Annotated in this window: 10 protein-coding genes; 7 read left to right on the forward strand and 3 right to left on the reverse strand. The window is 51.8% G+C overall.

The annotated features are described in order from the left end of the window. The first annotated feature begins 184 nt into the window (after positions 1 to 184). The gene (locus tag FJM74_RS01620; protein ID WP_187260802.1) at positions 185 to 1,477 is read left to right on the forward strand and encodes an anthranilate synthase component I family protein; all 1,293 of its coding nucleotides are present in this window, start codon (positions 185 to 187) and stop codon (positions 1,475 to 1,477) included. Positions 1,478 to 1,775: 298 nt separating this feature from the next. On the opposite strand, the gene gdhA is transcribed toward FJM74_RS01620, so the two are convergent. Then, positions 1,776 to 3,125: an NADP-specific glutamate dehydrogenase gene (gene gdhA / locus FJM74_RS01625; RefSeq protein ID WP_187260803.1), complete on the reverse strand. Its 1,350-nt coding sequence runs from the start codon at positions 3,123 to 3,125 to the stop codon at positions 1,776 to 1,778. Positions 3,126 to 3,519: 394 nt separating this feature from the next. Beyond that, positions 3,520 to 4,008 carry a DUF2062 domain-containing protein gene (locus tag FJM74_RS01630; protein ID WP_241738898.1) on the reverse strand — a complete coding sequence of 163 codons (489 nt, stop codon included), beginning with the start codon at positions 4,006 to 4,008 and terminating at the stop codon, positions 3,520 to 3,522. Positions 4,009 to 4,439: 431 nt separating this feature from the next. Between FJM74_RS01630 and FJM74_RS01635 the strand changes: the two genes are divergently transcribed. Next, positions 4,440 to 7,322 (forward strand): TonB-dependent receptor, encoded by a 2,883-nt coding sequence (locus FJM74_RS01635; protein ID WP_187260804.1) that lies wholly within the window; start codon positions 4,440 to 4,442, stop codon positions 7,320 to 7,322. 467 nt (positions 7,323 to 7,789) lie between these two features. Continuing rightward, positions 7,790 to 10,579, forward strand: coding sequence for a TonB-dependent receptor (locus tag FJM74_RS01640; RefSeq protein ID WP_187260805.1), 2,790 nt, complete (start codon positions 7,790 to 7,792; stop codon positions 10,577 to 10,579). Positions 10,580 to 10,746: 167 nt separating this feature from the next. On the opposite strand, the gene FJM74_RS01645 is transcribed toward FJM74_RS01640, so the two are convergent. Then, entirely contained in the window at positions 10,747 to 11,832 is a 1,086-nt protein-coding gene (locus FJM74_RS01645) for an AI-2E family transporter (RefSeq protein ID WP_241738899.1), read from the reverse strand. Between the two features lie 158 nt (positions 11,833 to 11,990). Between FJM74_RS01645 and FJM74_RS01650 the strand changes: the two genes are divergently transcribed. From FJM74_RS01650 to FJM74_RS01665, 4 genes are all read left to right on the forward strand, one after another. Then, entirely contained in the window at positions 11,991 to 13,367 is a 1,377-nt protein-coding gene (locus FJM74_RS01650) for a DEAD/DEAH box helicase (RefSeq protein WP_187260807.1), read from the forward strand. A gap of 318 nt (positions 13,368 to 13,685) precedes the next feature. Beyond that, a complete protein-coding gene (gene rmuC, locus FJM74_RS01655; RefSeq protein WP_187260808.1) occupies positions 13,686 to 15,029 on the forward strand; it encodes a DNA recombination protein RmuC in 1,344 nt (447 codons plus the stop codon). Positions 15,030 to 15,215: 186 nt separating this feature from the next. Then, positions 15,216 to 15,785, forward strand: a complete 570-nt coding sequence (locus tag FJM74_RS01660; RefSeq protein WP_187260809.1) for a hypothetical protein — start codon at positions 15,216 to 15,218, stop codon at positions 15,783 to 15,785. Between the two features lie 363 nt (positions 15,786 to 16,148). Then, a complete protein-coding gene (locus tag FJM74_RS01665) occupies positions 16,149 to 18,092 on the forward strand; it encodes an IGHMBP2 family helicase (RefSeq protein WP_187260810.1) in 1,944 nt (647 codons plus the stop codon). Positions 18,093 to 18,178: the final 86 nt, after the last annotated feature.

An 18,178-nucleotide genomic window follows, 5' to 3' on the forward strand; every position in this document is an offset into this window, starting at 1 on the left:
CAGGCGTGTTTTGCGCCCTAATGTATAAAAGGATGGCTAACTCCATCCTTTTTTTGTGCCGCAAATATTCTGCCGGCCTGCCCAAACCCTATACGTTTCCTAAAACGGGCGCGGCATCGGCAGTCAAATCTGCCTCCGGAGGGTTAAATTGATTAGAATAATTCCAGCGTATAACGACAGTCAGATGCTTGTACACACCACCCAAATACCATTTGCTGATCTGCCTGTTCCGCCAGATGACTTCAGGCTGAAGGCGCTTGCCTGGGCCGGTCAGTTTCCGTTGGTGGCCTACTACAACGCAAATCAGATTCCGTATCCTTACCATGGGTTTGATCATTTTCTGGCGATTTCGGCTGGGGCTCCCATTGCCCTCGATCAGGAACAGGTGTTTGAGAGCATCCGGCACTTGCTGCAGCAGCAGGAGAACATATGGTGCGGTTACCTGGCCTATGACCTGAAGAACCAGGTGGAGAAACTTCAGAGCCACAACCGCGACCAAGTTGGCTTTCCGCTGGTCATGTTTTTTGAGCCGGAGGCTATTATTTGCTTTAACAGCAGCAGCATAAGTATCTGCTGCAAAGACGGGAAAGAGACAGAGCTGATCGCTACTATCGCTGCCACTCCTACTCCTGCCCCTGCGCCACCGCATCGGATAACTATGCAGCAGAAGGTAACGCCGGAGGCGTATAAAGCCAACGTGGAGCAGATCAGGCAGCATATCCTGGAAGGCGATGTGTACGAGCTGAATTACTGCATCGAGTTTTTTGCTGAGCAGGTGCAACTGGAGCCGCTGGGGCTGTTCCTGTCGCTGAGCCAGGCTTCTCCCACGCCGTTTGCGGGTTACCTGAAGTATGAGGACAAATATCTGCTGTGCGCCTCACCGGAGCGGTTTCTCAAAAAAACCGGTAGCAAATTAATTTCGCAGCCTATCAAGGGAACCATCCGAAGAGGTGCCACTCCTAAAGAAGATGCGCAACTGCAGCACCAGCTCCGCAACGACGAAAAAGAACTGGCCGAAAACATGATGATCATGGACCTGGTCCGCAACGATCTGCGGAAGTCCTGCGCGACCGGCACTGTAAAAGTAGAGGAGATGTTCGGCATTTACGGCTTCCGGCAGGTGTCTCAGATGATCACCACCGTGACCGGCGAGCTGCGGCCGGCCTGCGATCTGGCAGATGCCCTGAAAGGAGCCTTCCCGATGGGCAGCATGACCGGAGCGCCTAAAATAAAAGCCATGGAAATAATTGAGGAACTGGAGACGAGCCGGCGCGGCCTCTTCTCTGGGGCCTTCGGTTACATAAAGCCCGGCCAGGACTGCGATTTCAATGTGGTTATTCGAAGCCTGCAATACAATGCCGGCAGCGGCTACCTGTCCTTTATGGTTGGCAGTGCCATTACCTACGACTCAGACCCGCAACGGGAATACGACGAATGCCTGCTAAAAGCCAAAGCCATGATGCAGGTGCTTTCCTGAGGAGGCACGCTGCGGAGATTGGGAAATGTGAAGATTGGGAAATGTGAAGATGAGGGTATTTGAGAGTGGATCTCAGAGAACTTTTTATTCTTAACTCTTCACTCCATAGTATCTTATAACTGCCAAAAAGGTCTTGTATTGTATTCCGAGGCTCTTTGTATTTTAGCCGGGGAGAGGCAGGACGCTGCTTATGGTCCGGGAGGATCTGGGAAAAAACTGGCGGCTCCACAAAAAAACCCTTGTTACTCTGGTTGCGCCAGAGTAACAAGGGGTAAAACTCCAAAAGAGTAGGGCTTTATTATATCACACCCATTGCCAGCATGGCATTGGCTACTCTGATAAAACCGGCCACGTTGGCTCCCAGCACATAGTTGCCAGGAGATCCAAACTCTTCGGCTTTCTCATAGCAGAGGTTATGGATATTGGTCATGATCTCAGAGAGTTTATTTTCTGTGAACTCAAAACTCCAGGAGTCGCGGGAGGCGTTCTGCATCATTTCCAGGGTCGAGGTGGCTACACCGCCGGCGTTGGCTGCCTTGCCTGGTGCATACAAGATGCCCGCTTCCTGAAACACTTTTACACCATCAGGCGTGGTAGGCATGTTGGCCCCCTCTCCTATGGCAATACAACCATTCTTAACCAGCAGGGTGGCATCTTTGCCATTTAACTCATTTTGAGTGGCAGACGGGAAAGCCAGCTGACAAGGCACTTCCCAGATATTTCCTTTCTCTATATAGCGGGCATCCCCACGGTACTCCAGGTAATCTTTTATTCTTCGCCGCTCCACTTCCTTCAGCTGTTTCACCACCTGTAGGTCGATGCCGGCTTTGTCATAAATATAGCCATTAGAGTCGGAGCAGGCTACCACTTTGCCGCCCAGCTCATGAATCTTCTCGATGGTATAAATAGACACGTTTCCGGAGCCGGATACAATACAGGTCTTGCCTTCAATAGACTCGTTTATGGTCTTCAGCATTTCCTTCACGAAGAATACGTTTCCGTAGCCTGTCGCTTCTTTTCTTACCAGCGAGCCACCCCAGTCGAGTCCTTTGCCTGTTATTACCCCTGCTTCGTAGCGGTTGGTAATACGCTTGTACTGCCCGAACATATAGCCAATTTCACGGCCGCCTACGCCAATGTCACCAGCCGGTACATCGGTGTGTTCTCCTATATGGCGGTACAGTTCCGTCATAAAGCTCTGGCAGAAGCGCATGATCTCGCTGTCTGATTTTCCTTTCGGGTCGAAGTCGGAGCCACCTTTACCGCCACCTATAGGCAGGCCGGTCAGGGCGTTCTTAAATATCTGCTCAAAGCCCAGGAACTTGATGATTCCCAGGTAAACAGATGGGTGAAACCGCAACCCGCCTTTATAAGGCCCCAGCGCACTGTTGAACTCTACCCTGAAGCCCCTGTTGATGTGCACATTGTTCTTGTCATCGGTCCAGGGGACTCTGAATATGATCTGCCGCTCTGGCTCACATATTCTTTGAATGATCTTATGATGGGCAAATTCCGGGTATTTAACCAATACCGGCCCTAACGACTCCAGCACCTCTCTAACGGCCTGGTGAAATTCTGTCTCGCCAGGGTTACGCTTGATAATCTCTTGATAAATGGGAGTCACTTTTTCGTCAAATGAATTACTCATATAAAGGAATCAGAAAGCTAAAATAATTTCAGAAAAATTTAAGTTAAACAGTTATTTGGGCTCAGCCAATTTTCCGTTCAGGTGGGGTGTTGTTGCAACGGCCATTCCCGCCTAAACCTACGATTGCCTAATTGCGGTTTAAATTAATGAAAGATTTTTGAATTAAATCCTAAAAAATGAAATTAGTAGAAAATATTCGGTTTTTTTTGCTGATTATGGAATTTATCCCCCATATTTTATCAACAACCACCCCATTTTCGAGCATTTTCTAAAAAAATCAGATTTCACCATTGGCAAGGACGAAGGCGCTGAGGCGTGAGATAGGTTAGGGATAGGGAACCGTGAGCGCGCAGTATGTGCCTGCTGTTACGGCAGCATGGGCCCAGGAAAAAAACTATGGCATGGGGCGCCCGACCGGGAGTGTTCTCTTTAACACCGGGTGCAGCAAATAATAGAGCATGGCCCCGGTAGGAAGCGCCAGCAGCAGCCAGGCCACCACCGCCACCAGGTTCGCCAACCAAAGTTTTTGCAGCGCCTCCAGCCAGTCGGCCTTAAACATGAAGGTTATCTCATCCAGAGAAAAACGCAACTCTTCCAGGTTAAAAAGTAAAATGCCCGCCCTGGCATAGGGTATAAGCAGCAGCAACTGCAGTGGCTGCATCAGGTAGCTGATCAGGATGGAAGCTCCAATGTTCAGGCGAAGTCTGGCAGCCACTAGCGTAACAAGTATCGTGGTGGTGCCAAGAGCTGGAATTATCCCAATCACAGCCCCCACCGCACAGGTCAGGGCAAGTTTATGGGGCGTCATCCCTTGCCGGAGCAACTGTAGGAGCGGTTGCGTTATGCGTCGTTTAAAGAAACCTGTAGTTGTAGGGCCTGTCAAATCTGAGTGTGCTTATTAGTTGCAAGACTCTGCTCCTGCAGCAATAGTTGCAGGCAGCAGGAACGAATTTGCTGGTTTTTATACCGTTTGGAGTTAAAAGTAACCTTTTTCAGCTTAAAAAAACTGTTCCTTTACCAAATAAAGCATAGCAAATATGGTGGCAGAAAGTAAAGAAAGTCTGCTCCCTCTGGATTATTTGAATGAAAAAGCCCCTCCGGAGGTTTTGCTGCTACTGGCCAGTAAAACTTCCTTTTCAGCAAATCACTCAACGTATTTTCTGCCCCAGGTGTGCGGGTCAGGTACTGGGGCAGGCCCATATAGCGCGCATGCTTTATCCCATGCGCTGATAATATTTTTTTGCTGACCGGTTAAACTTAGCGGGCAGCGGCAGGTCTAACATCGAAAATCGACCATATCTTATATTCCCTGCAATGAAAAGACTGCTACCTCTCCTCTTCCTATTTGTGTTTGTGCAGGCAAAGGCGCAGCAGGTAGCAGTACAAGGCACCGTACAAAGCAAGCTAACTGAAGAAACCCTGCCGGGTGCCAGCATCATGCTGCTGCGGCAAGCCGACTCTGTGCGCACGGTTACCATTACCGACAAGGATGGTCAGTTCCGGTTCGAGAAAGTGGCGGCGGGCAGCTACCACCTGCTCATCAACTATATCGGCTACAAACCTTTTTCCCGAGCCATCCAGGTGCAGCAGCGCGACCTGAACCTGGGGCAGCTGGTGCTCGAAGATGAGGCCACCACCATGAAGGAGGTGGAAGTAGTGGGGCAGATCCCGATGGGAGAACAGAAAGGAGACACCACGCAGTTTAATGCGGCCGCCTTTAAGGTGGCGCCCGATGCCAGCGCCGAAGACCTGGTGACCAAATTGCCTGGTGTGGTGATCGTGGACGGCAAAATTCAGGCGCAGGGTGAGGAGGTAAGGCAGGTCCTTGTAGATGGCAAGCGCTTTTTTGGCGAAGATGCGGACGCAGCCCTCCGGAACCTGCCGGCCGAGGTGATCGAGAACATCCAGATTTTTGACAAGAAAAGCGACCAGGCCGAGTTCAGCGGTTTTGACGATGGCAACCGGGCCAAAACCATTAACATTGTCACAAAGCCAAACCGCCGGCAGGGGCAGTTCGGGAAAGTGGCGGCGGGTTATGGCACCGACGAGCGCTACATGGCCGGCGCGAGCGTGAATGTGTTTAAAGGCGACCGCCGCTTTACCTTCACGGGTATTACCAACAACATCAACATGCAGGATTTCTCGGCTGGCGAGGCTCCCGGCGGTGGCATGCGCGGGCGAAGAGGGCAGCGAGGCGGCGGCGGCGGCGGGGCCACAAACGGGATTTCCACTATCAACAACTTCCGTCTGAACTACAACGATACCTGGGGCAAGAAAATAGAGACCAGCGGCACCTACTCTTTCAGCAATAACCGCAATACCAATAACACGGCCCGTTACAGAGATTATATCAATACGTCCTTTCTGAACCAGGAAACCTTCGACAACAGTTACAACACAAACACTAACGTCAGCCACCATTTTCAACTGCGCCTGGAGTACAAGATAAACGAACGGAACAGGTTGCTGGTCACCCCTAGCCTTTCTGCCAACAGTACCGACGCATTTTCCAGGTCTTCGGCCGTTTCGTTGTACGATACCCTTTTTGCGGAGGCTACGGAGTTTGAAGAGGCAATTTACAGCCAGACCGAGCTTACCCGCTCCCAAACCTTAAACAACTCCGAAAACGGAAGCTATAGCTTTAACAACAACATCAACTACAGCCATCGGTTCACAAAGCCCGGTCGAACTGTATCCACCAGCCTCAGCACCAGCTATAGCCTGAACGATGGCACCGTTTTCCGGCTGAATGATGTGGTGGATGTGGAGCGGCCTGACCGGAACAAAAACCTGGACCAGCGCATACTCACCGAAAGAGCGAACCTTTCGTGGCGCGGCAATGTGGCTTTTGCGGAGCCAGTGGGGGAACAAGGGCGGCTGCAGCTGGAGTACCAACTGAGCAACCGCAACGACGACTCCGACAGGCTTACCTATGATCTGGTGGAGCAAACCGGTTTATACAGCTTCTTTAACCCCTACTACAGCAATTCCTCTGTAAGCGATTACCTGACACACGAAGCCAAAAGCAGCTACCAGTACAACTCCGAAAAAGTGCGGCTGCAGCTGGAAACACAGTACCAGATAGCGAACCTGCAGAACGAGCGGGTGTACCCCACCGAGTACGAGATGAACACTACCTTCCACCGCGTACTGCCCACAGCGCAACTGGAGTACAAGTTCTCCAAAACCAAAAATCTGCAACTCGACTACCGCACCGCCACCAATGCGCCCACCATTACACAACTCCAGGACGTGCTCGACAATACCAACCCGTTGCGCTTCCGGATTGGAAATCCTGATCTGGTGCAGTCTTACCAGAACAACATGAACCTGCGCTATCGGTCGTTTAATGCAGAGACAAACCGGGTCTTCTCGGCCTTTGTTACAGGCTCCCTCACCAACAACTACATCACCAACAGCACCTCCGATGCCAGGCCAGAGGATGTGCCGGCAGGTGTCGACATTTTGCGGGGTGCGCAGATTATCCGCCCCGTCAACCTGAACGGCAGCTGGAACACGAGAGCCTTTGTGAGCTATGGGCAGCCCATAAAAGCCATTAAAACCAATGTGAACCTGACCGGCGGCCTGGGCTATTCCCGCACGCCCGGCCTGATCAATAACGAGCTTAACTTTTCGAACACCACCAACTACCGCCTCGGCACCAGCCTTAGCAGCAACATCAGCGAGAAGATCGATTTCAACTTATCGACCAGCGCCAATTACAACGTGGTTACCAATACGGTTCCTTCCAGAGCCGGCGCGAACAACAACTTCTTTAACCAGTCTACGCAGCTGCGGGCCAACATTATTTTCTGGAAAGGCATTGTGTACCGTACCGAGCTGGCCCACCAGTTCAATTCAGGTTTATCGTCGGGCTACAACAACAGTTTTATGCTCTGGAACATGAGCATGAGCAAAAAAATGCTGAAAAATCAGCGCGGTGAACTCAGCCTGAGCGTGAACGATGTGCTTGGCCAGAATGTCAGCATTGCCCGGAACATCAATACCAACTATATAGAAGATGTGCAGTCTACGGTGCTGCAGCGGTTTTTCATGATGACGTTTTCTTATAACATCCGCAAGTTTGGCGGTGCCGGTATGCCTGGCCAGGAGCGCGGCCGGGAAGGCAGGGAGCGCAGCAACTTCCGAGAAGGAGGCGGTGGTGGTGGTTATGGTGGCGGAAGAAGCCGGGAGTAAAGCCAGTTAGGGCACCTGCCAATATTAGCCCTCGCTAAGCTTGCTCAGGAGAAATCCCAGACAGCCTAAAAATGTGCCGTAGTCTGCAACTTCTGGATTATTTGAATGAATATCGCCCTCCAGAGCTTTCTGTTGCTGCTGACCTGCAGGAGCAGAATGCTCCGGAGGGGCTTTTTGATTCAAATAATTGCCCCACAACCACCCAACTCACCTAACATCCGGCTCCTGGGCGGCTAAGCCCGGAAACCTCCCTCATCCTCTTACCCGACCTCTCTCCATCAGCGCCCAGGCAGCCAGCAGCTCGTCTTCTTCGATAACTCCCACCAGTATTAAAACAATAAAATGACTTGGCAATCAACTGGTTAGGTGAGTATGGATGCATAAATAAAATTATTTTACGATCCGCTAAACTTTTTACGTTTCTGCTTGTCCAATATGGCAACTAGGATACGCATTTATTATAAAGAATGAAAAAATTGATACTACTCCTGATCGCGCTGATCAGTATTATGCAGGCTTCTGCACAGACGAGAACCTACTCGGTTTCGGGCACCGTCAAGAGCCAGCAGGAAAACATAACGTTGCCAGGTGCCAGTGTGGTGCTTACCAGCAATTCGGATGCCTACCAGACAGGGGCCGCTACCAACCCTGACGGCGAATTCAGCATCGATAATGTGGCTCCCGGAGAATATATCCTCTCCATTAATTATGTCGGGTTTAAAGCCTTTAGCCGTACGGTGCGGGTACAGAACACTGACGTAAGACTGGGCCAACTGGCATTGGAAGGTGAAGCCATGAGTATAAGAGAAGTGGAGGTGTTTGGCCGCGTGCCCCTGGGGGAGCAAAGAGGCGACACCACTTCGTTTAATGCCAAGGCCTTTAAAACGGCCCCCGATGCCAGCGTGGAGGACCTCGTAACAAAAATGCCTGGCATCACGATTCAGGATGGAGTGGTGCAGGCGCAGGGCGAGGACGTGAAGCAGATAATGATCGACGGCAAGCGCTATGGCGGCTCTGACGTGAGCTCAGCCTTACGGAACCTGCCTTCTGACATGATAGAAAGTGTGGAGGTGCTCGACAGGCAAAGCGACCAGGCCGCCTTTAGCGGCTTCGACGATGGCAACCGCGAAAAGACCCTTAATTTTGTTACCCGCAAAGACCGCCGCAAAGGCCAGTCCGGGAAAATATCGGCGGGCTATGGCACCGACGACCGCTACATGGTAGGGGCTGCCCTCAATTTCTTCGACAACGACCGTAAGATTACCCTCATGGGCCTTACCAATAACATCAACATGTTCGATTTCTCTATTGGCGAGACACCCGGAGGAGGCATGCGCGGCCGCAGAGGCGGCTGGGGCGGTGGTTCTCCCAACGGCATCATCTCCACCAACACCCTTGGAGCCAACTATAACGACATGTGGGGAAAGAAAATAGAGGTAACCAGCAGCTATAATTTTACTTCCAGAGATGTGTTTAACCGCGAAGACCGGCTCCGGGATTTTACGGCAGGCGAACAGGTAGGCAACCAGCTGGTGGAGCGGAATCTTAACAACAACCAGGAGAACAGCCACCGTCTTAACCTGCGCTTGCAATACAACATCAACGAGAACAACAGGCTTCTGGTAACCCCTAACATCTCGGTGCAACAGAACAAATCGCAGGTCAACGGGCTTTCTCAACTGTATAATCCCGAAAGATCGCTTCTTACGAATTCAGAGACCATTAACAACTCCGAAAACGCGAACCTGAATTTCAACAACAACCTCCTGTATTCGCACCGGTTTGGTAAGCCCGGCCGTGTTTTCACCACCAATATCAACACCTCTTATGGCAACACCAGCCAGGACAACTACTTTATTGAGAACTCAGTCAACAACATAGACCCTGAAAGGAATGCCAACCGGAACCAGTACAACGATATTGACCGGAACAACTTCTCGTGGTCGGGCAATGCGTCTATTTCGGAGCGGGTTGGCGAGAAGGCGTTGGTGCAGATGGAGTACAGCATCGGAAACCAGCGAAACGACTCCGACAGAAGAACCTACGACCAGGACCCGAACCCGGAATCTGAGCTGCACAACCAGCTGAATGTGCCCCTGAGCAGTACCTTCAAAAGCGATTACCTGTCGCAGAGCGTTGGCCCGAGCTACCAGTACCGCTCCGACAATACCAGGCTGCAGCTAAACGCCAAATACCAGTACGCCACGCTGCAGAGCAACACCGTGTACCCGGAGCCCTTTAACATCAAGCGCCATTTCTCCAACGTTCTTCCGTCGGCAGAGCTGGAACATAAATTCTCGCCCACGCGCAGCCTGAACATTAATTTCCGGACCGGCACCAACGTGCCATCGGCAGAGCAGCTGCAGGAAGTGCTGGATATAACCAGGCCGCTGCAGGTAACCATCGGCAATGCCAACCTGGACCAGGATTACCAGAACAGGCTGTTTATGCGCTACCGCAGCTTTAACCCGGAAACGAACAAGATGTTCTTTTTAGGCATGTTCGGCACCGTGACCCAGAATTATATCGGCAACAGCGTGTACGACAACCCGCCGGCCGAGCTGGTAGAGGGGTATTCGCTGCAGCCAGGAGCCCGGCTGGTTCGCCGCGAGAACATGGACGGTTTCTGGAATGTCCGTTCCTTCTTTAACTACGGCCAGCCTGTTAATTTTATCAGCTCTAACATAAACGTGCGCGGGTCTGTGGGCTACAACAGAACGCCAGGCCTGATAAATAATGAGTCGAACTTTGCCAACCGCACCGATTTTGGGATTGGCCTGAACCTGAGCAGCAACATCAGCGAGAACATTGATTTTAACATTGGCACCAACTCCAACTATAATATTGTTAAAAATACGCACGCAGCCTCTGCCCGTAACAACAACAATTATTTCGCACAGTATTCAAACATGCGTCTGAGCTGGATTTTCTGGAAAGGCTTTGTGTACCGCACCGAGGTGGCCCACCAGTACAACTCGGGCGTAACCGCTGGCGCAGACAACAACTTCACGCTCTGGAACATGAGCGTAGGCAAGAAGTTCCTGAAAGACAACAAAGGAGAGATCAGCCTGAGCGTGAATGACCTGCTGAACGAGAACACCAGCTTCTATCAGAATGTGACGGAATCTTATGTGGAAGACGTGCGGTCTACGGTGCTGCAGCGCTTCTTTATGCTGACATTTACCTACAACCTGCGCAGCTACTCCGCCGCAGACGCTCCTGACACGCGCAACGAACGGGGCGGCCGCCGGTTCTAAACATGTATATCTCATTTTAACTAAAAGAGGCAAGGCTGATTAGCTTTGCCTCTTTTAGTTTCTGGTGCAGCAGCAAAACCTCCGGAGGGGCGTTTTGATTAGAATAATTAATATGTTTATCTGACAGCATCTTGTTAACCTCTGATAGGGGTAAGCACGCCTTCAGGCTACTCTTTCTTTTTCTGTCCGATGCCGAAAAACCGTTTTAGCTTAATCAGGTCAAAAGCATGCTCTTCTGTACCTTCAGTGCCGAGCAGATAGGCGTAAGGGGAAAGCTTGTCGTTGTTGTCGCAGAAAATTTTGAACATGCCAAGCATAGGCACAGACACAAACATGCCGGGCAGCCCCCAGATCATACCTCCTACCACAATGCTCAGAATCGTGAAGAGGGGGTTTATCTTCACGCGGCTCCCTGTGATGTTCGGGGTCAGGATATTGTTTTCGGTAAACTGCACCAGCAGGAAAAAAATAGTTACGCCCAGAACCTTTTGCAAATCGCCCTGCACTACCAGCGTGTAAAGCAGCGGGATGGCCCCGCCAATAAGAGTTCCGAAATACGGAATGAAGTTCAGGAGCGCAGAAATAATGCCGAGCAGAATGGCATATTCCACACCGATAATAAGCAGGCCGGCCGAATTGATGAAACATAGAATAAGGATGACGGTAACCACGCCCCCCATGTAGCGCTTAGTTACCTGGGCAATTTCATCGATAATGCGCTGGGCTTTGCTATGCGCGTAAGATGGGATAAGCCTGAAAATAAAATTTTCGAACTTATTGCGGTAATACAGCATCAGGAAGGTGTACACGGGCATAAGGCCGAACTTGGTGACGGTGCCTGTGATGGCCAGAAGCACACCTGCCAGTACACTGCCGCTAAACTCCAGCGCATTCGAAACCTGCTTCCGTAGCCAATATTCATTGCCAGGATCGGTATCGTTGAATTTCCGGTCCAGCACGTGCTGCAGTTTATCGAGGTTTTGGAGGGCCTTCTCCTGCAGTGCCGGAAAGTCGTCCAGAAACATGGCCAGCTGCTTATAGAGCATTACCGTAAGCACCGAAAGCAAGGCCATACTTACCAGAATGGTGGCCAGATTGGCCAAAATGCGGGGCACCCCCCACCGTTCGAGTATTTTTACAACCGGGTACAGAAGATAGGCAAAGAGCATGGCCATGATAATGGGGTACAAAAACGCCCTTGCCTCTACCAGTACATACACGAGCATGATCAGGAACAGCAACCCGTATGTCATTCTTCTCAACCGATCATAACTTTTTCCCATATTCCCAATACTGAAAAATAAGTAAAAAGATATATTTGTTCCTCCACCTTCTTATAAGGCTTCAGCGCACTGCGTGTGCTGAAGCCTGCTGATAAAGTTGTACCTTTGCACTCTACGAAGCTATTATCATGTCATCTTTTGAAGATTTAAAACTCAACACGCCGTTGCTGCAACGCCTGCAGGAACTCCAATACCAGACCCCTACTCCTATCCAGAAAGCCGCCATCCCAGTGTTGCTGCAAGGCCAGGATGTGGCAGGGCAGGCAGAAACCGGAAGCGGAAAAACGGCGGCTTACGGCCTGCCCATTCTGCAAAATATAAATACCGACCTGCAGCAGGTGCAGGCGCTGGTGGTGGTGCCCACGCGCGAACTGGCGGTACAGGTGCGGCAGGAGCTTAAAAACCTGGCCCAGCAGGTAACCAACCTGAAGGTGAGCGCCTTCTACGGAGGCCATGCCTTTTCGCAGGAAAGGGCCTCGCTGGCGTTTCCGCCGCAGGTGCTGGTGGGAACACCTGGCCGGCTTACCGACCACCTCAGCCGCCGCACCCTGGACCTGAGTAACCTGAAACAGATCGTGCTCGACGAAGCAGACAAGCTCCTGGAGATGGGATTTGAGGAAGAGCTGGACCAGATACTGGCGGTGCTGCCAACCAAACGGCAAACAGTGCTTTTCTCGGCTACCATGCCCGACAAAGTAAAGGAGCTGATCGCCAACTCGCTCAAAAACCCGCAGTTCATTAAAGCCACCACCACGGCCATACCCGACCAACTGCACCTGATCGGTATGAAAGTGGATCAGTCTGACAAAAAAGAAACATTGGCCGCCCTGCTCCTGAGCAAAGACCCGACCGGTACCGTAATCTTTGCCAACACCCGCGCCACTACCGACGATCTTACCAGCTTCCTGCAGGACCAGGGTTTGTCGGCCAAAGCGCTGCACGGTGGCATGGAGCAGATTGACCGCGACCGAACCATGACCCTCTTCCGCAACGGCAGCACCACCATACTGGTAGCCACCGACCTGGCAGCCCGGGGCCTGGACATAGACGCGCTTACCACCATTATCCATTATGAACTTCCCGACGACGAAGCTGCTTACCTGCATCGTAGCGGCCGCACCGGCAGGGCCGGCAAAAGCGGCACGGTGTATACCCTCGCCTCCAAAAGAGACGAGCAGAAGCTACGGGAATGGGGACAGGTGCGCATGGACGAATGGCTGAAAACATCGGATCTCAAAAGCACCCCAAACAAAGCCACACCGGAGGCTGCCGCTTTTGCTACGCTCCACATAAACGCAGGCCGCAAAGACAAGCTGAGCCCCCGCGATATTGTGGGCGCTCTGATTGCCGAAGCCGGATTAAAGGCCGGAGACATCGGAAAAATAGAAGTGCAGGATCGCCAGAGCTTTGTAGCCGTGCCTTCCTTGCAAAGTACAACCATTGCCAAAAAGCTGGGCGAAGGTAAAATAAAAGGCCGCAAGTTCCGGGTAACGCTGGTGCAGTAGATTGAAGGTTGTTGATTGCTGGTTTTTGATTGTTGGTTGTTAATTGCAATTGGTTGTTGTTGATTGATATTACACAGTGCTTCTTGATCTCCTTCTTTAATATAATTGGCACGAGCTACAACAGCAGCAGCAAAGACCTCGCAGCGTGCGCAGCTCCTGCAACCGTCTGGGGAAGTAGTAGCTTTCCCTGACATAACACTCGCAGGAGCTGCGCACGTTGCGAGGTTTGCAGCAATTCCGGCACGTGAGCCAATTACAGAACCAGCACAACAGACTAATATAGTTAGCATTTAGCTAAAAAAATGTACCTTTACCGGCATGGAGATCATAATTGGTATTGCGGCTTTTTTAGCAGGATTGGTGGTGGCTTTTCTGGTGCAGCGTGGTAGGCAGCATGCCCTGCAACAGGCGGTGAACCAGGCGCAGGTGAACCTGGGCGTTCTGGAGGGGCAGGCAAAGGGGAAAGCTGCCGAGAATGAGGAACTGAAGCAGCAACTCCGGGAGGCGCAGTCCGAGACGATGGAGCTGACCAATGCCCTTACCAAAACCGAGACCGATTACGAACACCTGCAGCGCCGCCTCCACGAGCAGGCAAAAGAGCTGGAGCAACTCCGCGAAAATTTTCTGCAGCAGTTCCAGAGCATCTCCAACCAGGTGCTTATGTCGAACGCCGACCACTTTAACAAAGCTTCTTCAGATAACCTGGAGCGCATTTTATCGCCGCTGAAAGAGCGTATAAAAGAATTTGAGGCCAAAGTAGACCAGACCTACGAAAAGACTTTCCGGGAAAGCGTGTCGCTGAAGGAGCAGATCACGCAACTGGCCACCCTGAACCAGCAGATGAGCCAGGATGCCCTGAACCTGACAAAAGCCCTGAAAGGCGAAAGCAAAACGCAGGGCAACTGGGGAGAGTATCTGCTCGAGAGCCTGCTCGAAAAATCAGGTTTGCGCAAAGGCATACACTACGAGCGGGAGGAGGTGCGCCAGAACGACGAAAGCAAAATATACCGGCCTGATGTTATTATCCGCCTGCCAGAGGGCAAGCACTTGGTCATTGACTCCAAAATGTCGCTGGTGGCGTATGAGGCCTACTGCAGTTGCGAAGACGACAGCCAGCTGGAGCTGTACCTGCGCAGCCATATCAGCTCCATCCGCACCCACTTCAGCGACTTGGGCCGCAAAAACTATCATCGGCTTACGGGCATCAACTCACCCGACTTCGTGATGATGTACATCCCCATTGAGCCTGCCTTTAACCTGGCCCTGCAGCACGACCACGACCTGTTTACCGATGCCTTCGATAAGAATATTGTGCTCGTAACCACCTCTACCCTGCTGGCTACCCTGCGCACAGTGGCCGGTGTGTGGCGGCAGGAAGACCAGAAACGCAACGTGATCCGCATTGCCGAAGAAAGCGGCAAGCTTTATGATAAATTCGTGAGTTTTGTGGAAGACCTGAAAACCATAGGCAAGCACCTCGACAACAGCCAAAGCTCCTACAACGCCGCCATGAACAAGCTCACCGAAGGCAAAGGCAACCTCATCCGCCGGGTAGAGATCCTGAAAGAACTTGGAGCCAAAACCAGCAAAACTCTCGACGACACGCTCCTGCAGGAAGCCCGTGCCCTGGAAGGCCACGAGGAGCAGGCAGGCAACCTCTGAATTATTCGAATAAAAATGCCCCTCCGGAGCAGCGCCAGAACCACTAGAAAGGCCGATTTTATTCGGATAATTGCGCCCCGCACAATTTTATGTCCGGAGGTTCTGGCTGGCAAGTCATAAAAAAATAGTGCCTGATTCAATATGGTTAACCATATTTGTATCTTGTTTGATGCAAAACGGAAAGGGATGAAGAAGAAACTAATAGCCATGGCAATGGTATGCCTGTGCTTTACGGGAGTAAAGGCACAGCAGGACGAGCGGCTTGCCAGCCTGATGGAAGAGCGGGAGCAGTTGGTGATGGAGTACCAGTTTTACAACCAGCAGAACAGCAATTTCTGGGGAAAGAAGTCGAAGGCTGACCTGATGGCCATTATTGAGACCCTCAAAAAGATCATCAACAAAGACTCAGAACTGATAAGTGCCGTAAAGGCAGCCAGCATAAAAAAAGTGGCCGAAAATACGGTGGAGATACAACGTAGCGGCAAGCAGGTGCAGGTAGACCAGCGCCAGATAAATGAGCGCATTGCTGGCTTGCAGAGCCAGATAAACACCCTGGAGAGCCAGCTGAAAAAAAGGGAGCGCACCATGCAGGACATCAGGGCAGAATTGGCCGCATCCGACGACAGGCGTTACGGCAAAGACAAAGTGATCGCTATTCTGGCGGTGGCGGCTTTTATTATATTTCTGTATGCAGTGCTGCTCCAGATAAGGCTTGGCAAGGCATTGGCTACGGGTAAAAAGAAGAAAAGCCGGTAACACGAGGGGGGCCACTTTCAAAATCAGAGATTGAAAATTATTCAGGCGCATGCCTCCCTGCTCTTTCTTGTTTTTTTTTAGCTCTGGCCGCCAACAGCCATATGGAAGCAGGCCTGACATACAGATTTTCCTTTTTGCTTCGTTTAAGGAGCAGCAAGTGCAGCAGAAACCTCCGGAAGGCTATTTTTATTAGAATAATTTAGCAGGAAAAAGTACTTTGCTGGAGCTGCAGGAGTTTTACTAATATTTTTAGCGGATGAGGAATCAAATTCAGCCTTTTGTGTGTTATAAGACGTGATATTTAGTGCAATTTTTTAAGCTAAAACAAGGGCTGGTGCGTATGTCCAGCCTTTTTTGATATACATGACGGACGAAACGTTACAGGAACTAAAGCTGGTGCAGGAACTGCTTAAAATTGAGCAGGAAGAAGACCGCCAGCAATTCAAGGCTAAAAGCCTCAAAAGCTCCATTGCAGAGCGCAAAGCCATGGGCTTTTGCTGGTACCCGGTGGTGATCGCCAAAGAAGAGATCGGCTTCGGAAACAAAGTGGTGCTGGAGCTGGAGCGCACCTCCGGCCGGGACCAGCTGCACCTTTTCCAGACGGGAAAGGCTGCCGCGCTGTTCTCTAACCAGGGCGAGCGTACCAACCTGTCGGGGGTAATTGTGGGGTTGCGTCGAAACAAGGTGCTGCTGGCCACCAACAAAGAAGACCTGCCCGACTGGGTGGACGACGGCAAACTGGGCATCGAGCTGACCTTTGATGAGATGAGCTACCGTGAGATGGAAATCGCCATGCGCAAAGTAATGGAAGCGACCGGCACCCGATTGGCCCAACTCCGCGACATCCTGCTGGGCGAAGTAGCTCCCGCTTTCAACGATGTACCTGTAGAAGCCATACCGGCTCTGAACCAATCGCAGAACGAGGCGGTGCAGAAAATTGCGCAGGCAAAAGATGTGGCGATCATCCACGGCCCTCCGGGAACAGGCAAGACCACCACCCTGGTGCAGGCCATTCTGTACACGCTCCAGACACAGCGTCGCCTGCTCGTAACGGCTCCCTCCAACACAGCTGTAGACCTGCTGACCGAGAAGCTGGCCAACGAAGGCGTGAATGTGATCCGGATCGGCAACCCATCTCGGGTGTCGGATGTGCTGCTGGAGCATACGCTTGATGCGCAGGTAATGAGCCACAAGGCTTATAAAGACCTCAAAAGCTTTAGAAAAACGGCGGCAGAATACAAACGCATGGCGTACCAGTTTAAGCGCAAATTCGGGCACGAGGAGCGGGTGCAGCGCCAGTTCTACAAGAACGAAAGCCAGCGCCTGCTGGAGCAGGCCGACCAGGTGGAGCACTACATTACCGAAGACCTGCTCGACAACGTGCAGGTAATTACCTGTACCCTGGTGGGTTCTGCCAACAAGGCCATCCGCCACCTGAGCTACGACACCGTGTTCATAGATGAGGCGGCGCAGGCACTGGAGCCAGCCTGCTGGATACCGATTTCCAGGGCAAACCGGGTGGTGCTGGCGGGAGACCACTGCCAGCTCCCTCCTACCGTAAAATCGTTTGAGGCGGAAAAAGGCGGACTCAGCCGCACTTTGTTCGAAAAGTGCATAGAGCGGCAACCCCAGGTATCGGTTATGCTAAAGACCCAGTACCGGATGCACCACCACATCATGGAATTCTCGAACCAGCAGTTTTACCATGGGGAACTGGAGGCGCACGAGAGCGTGCGTGAGTCTGATCTGCACCAGTACGACCCACACTTTGCGGCAGGGCTGGCAGTGGAGTTCATCGATACCGCCGGCTGTGGCTACAACGAAACCGATATGGCCGAGACGCAAAGCTCCGCGAACCCCGAGGAGGCTGATCTGCTGCTCAACCACCTGCAATTTACGCTGAAAGACTACACGCCTGCTGCCGAAGATGCACCTTTGCGCATCGGCGTCATTGCGCCCTATCGGGCCCAGATCAATTACCTCGAAGACAAAGTAGAGCATATGCCGCTGCTGCACGAGCTGCGGAGCAAACGCCAGCTTTCGGTGGGAACCGTAGACAGTTTTCAGGGGCAGGAGCGCGACATTATCTACATGAGCATGGTGCGCAGCAACGAGAAAGGCGAGATCGGCTTCCTGAGTGACATTCGGCGCATGAACGTGGGCATGACCCGGGCCAAGAAAAAACTGGTGATCGTAGGCGACAGCGCCACCCTTACCCAGCACCCTTTCTTCGAAGCCTTTATCCGCTATGCCGAGTCTATCAACGCCTATAAAAGCGCCTGGGAGTTAAATGAATGCCTGCCTTAAACGGTTCGGTCAGATTCTCGTACTCTAACTCAAACAGTCCTGAAAAAGGACCCTGGTACTCAATTAATAGCAATTTTGCTATGCAT

The sequence above is a fragment of the Pontibacter beigongshangensis genome, from assembly GCF_014332515.1.
GTDB classification, from domain to species: domain Bacteria; phylum Bacteroidota; class Bacteroidia; order Cytophagales; family Hymenobacteraceae; genus Pontibacter; species Pontibacter beigongshangensis.

What these genes read in the sequence shown, in the direction of transcription:
- FJM74_RS01660 (WP_187260809.1), top strand. Translation starts at nt 15,216, where the DNA reads ATGAAGAAGAAACTAATAGCCATGGCAATGGTATGCCTGTGCTTTACG.
- FJM74_RS01665 (WP_187260810.1), top strand. Translation starts at nt 16,149, where the DNA reads ATGACGGACGAAACGTTACAGGAACTAAAGCTGGTGCAGGAACTGCTT.
- FJM74_RS01620 (WP_187260802.1), top strand. Translation starts at nt 185, where the DNA reads ATGCTTGTACACACCACCCAAATACCATTTGCTGATCTGCCTGTTCCG.
- FJM74_RS01640 (WP_187260805.1), top strand. Translation starts at nt 7,790, where the DNA reads ATGAAAAAATTGATACTACTCCTGATCGCGCTGATCAGTATTATGCAG.
- FJM74_RS01650 (WP_187260807.1), top strand. Translation starts at nt 11,991, where the DNA reads ATGTCATCTTTTGAAGATTTAAAACTCAACACGCCGTTGCTGCAACGC.
- gdhA (WP_187260803.1), bottom strand. Translation starts at nt 3,125, where the DNA reads ATGAGTAATTCATTTGACGAAAAAGTGACTCCCATTTATCAAGAGATT.
- FJM74_RS01645 (WP_241738899.1), bottom strand. Translation starts at nt 11,832, where the DNA reads ATGACATACGGGTTGCTGTTCCTGATCATGCTCGTGTATGTACTGGTA.
- rmuC (WP_187260808.1), top strand. Translation starts at nt 13,686, where the DNA reads ATGGAGATCATAATTGGTATTGCGGCTTTTTTAGCAGGATTGGTGGTG.
- FJM74_RS01635 (WP_187260804.1), top strand. Translation starts at nt 4,440, where the DNA reads ATGAAAAGACTGCTACCTCTCCTCTTCCTATTTGTGTTTGTGCAGGCA.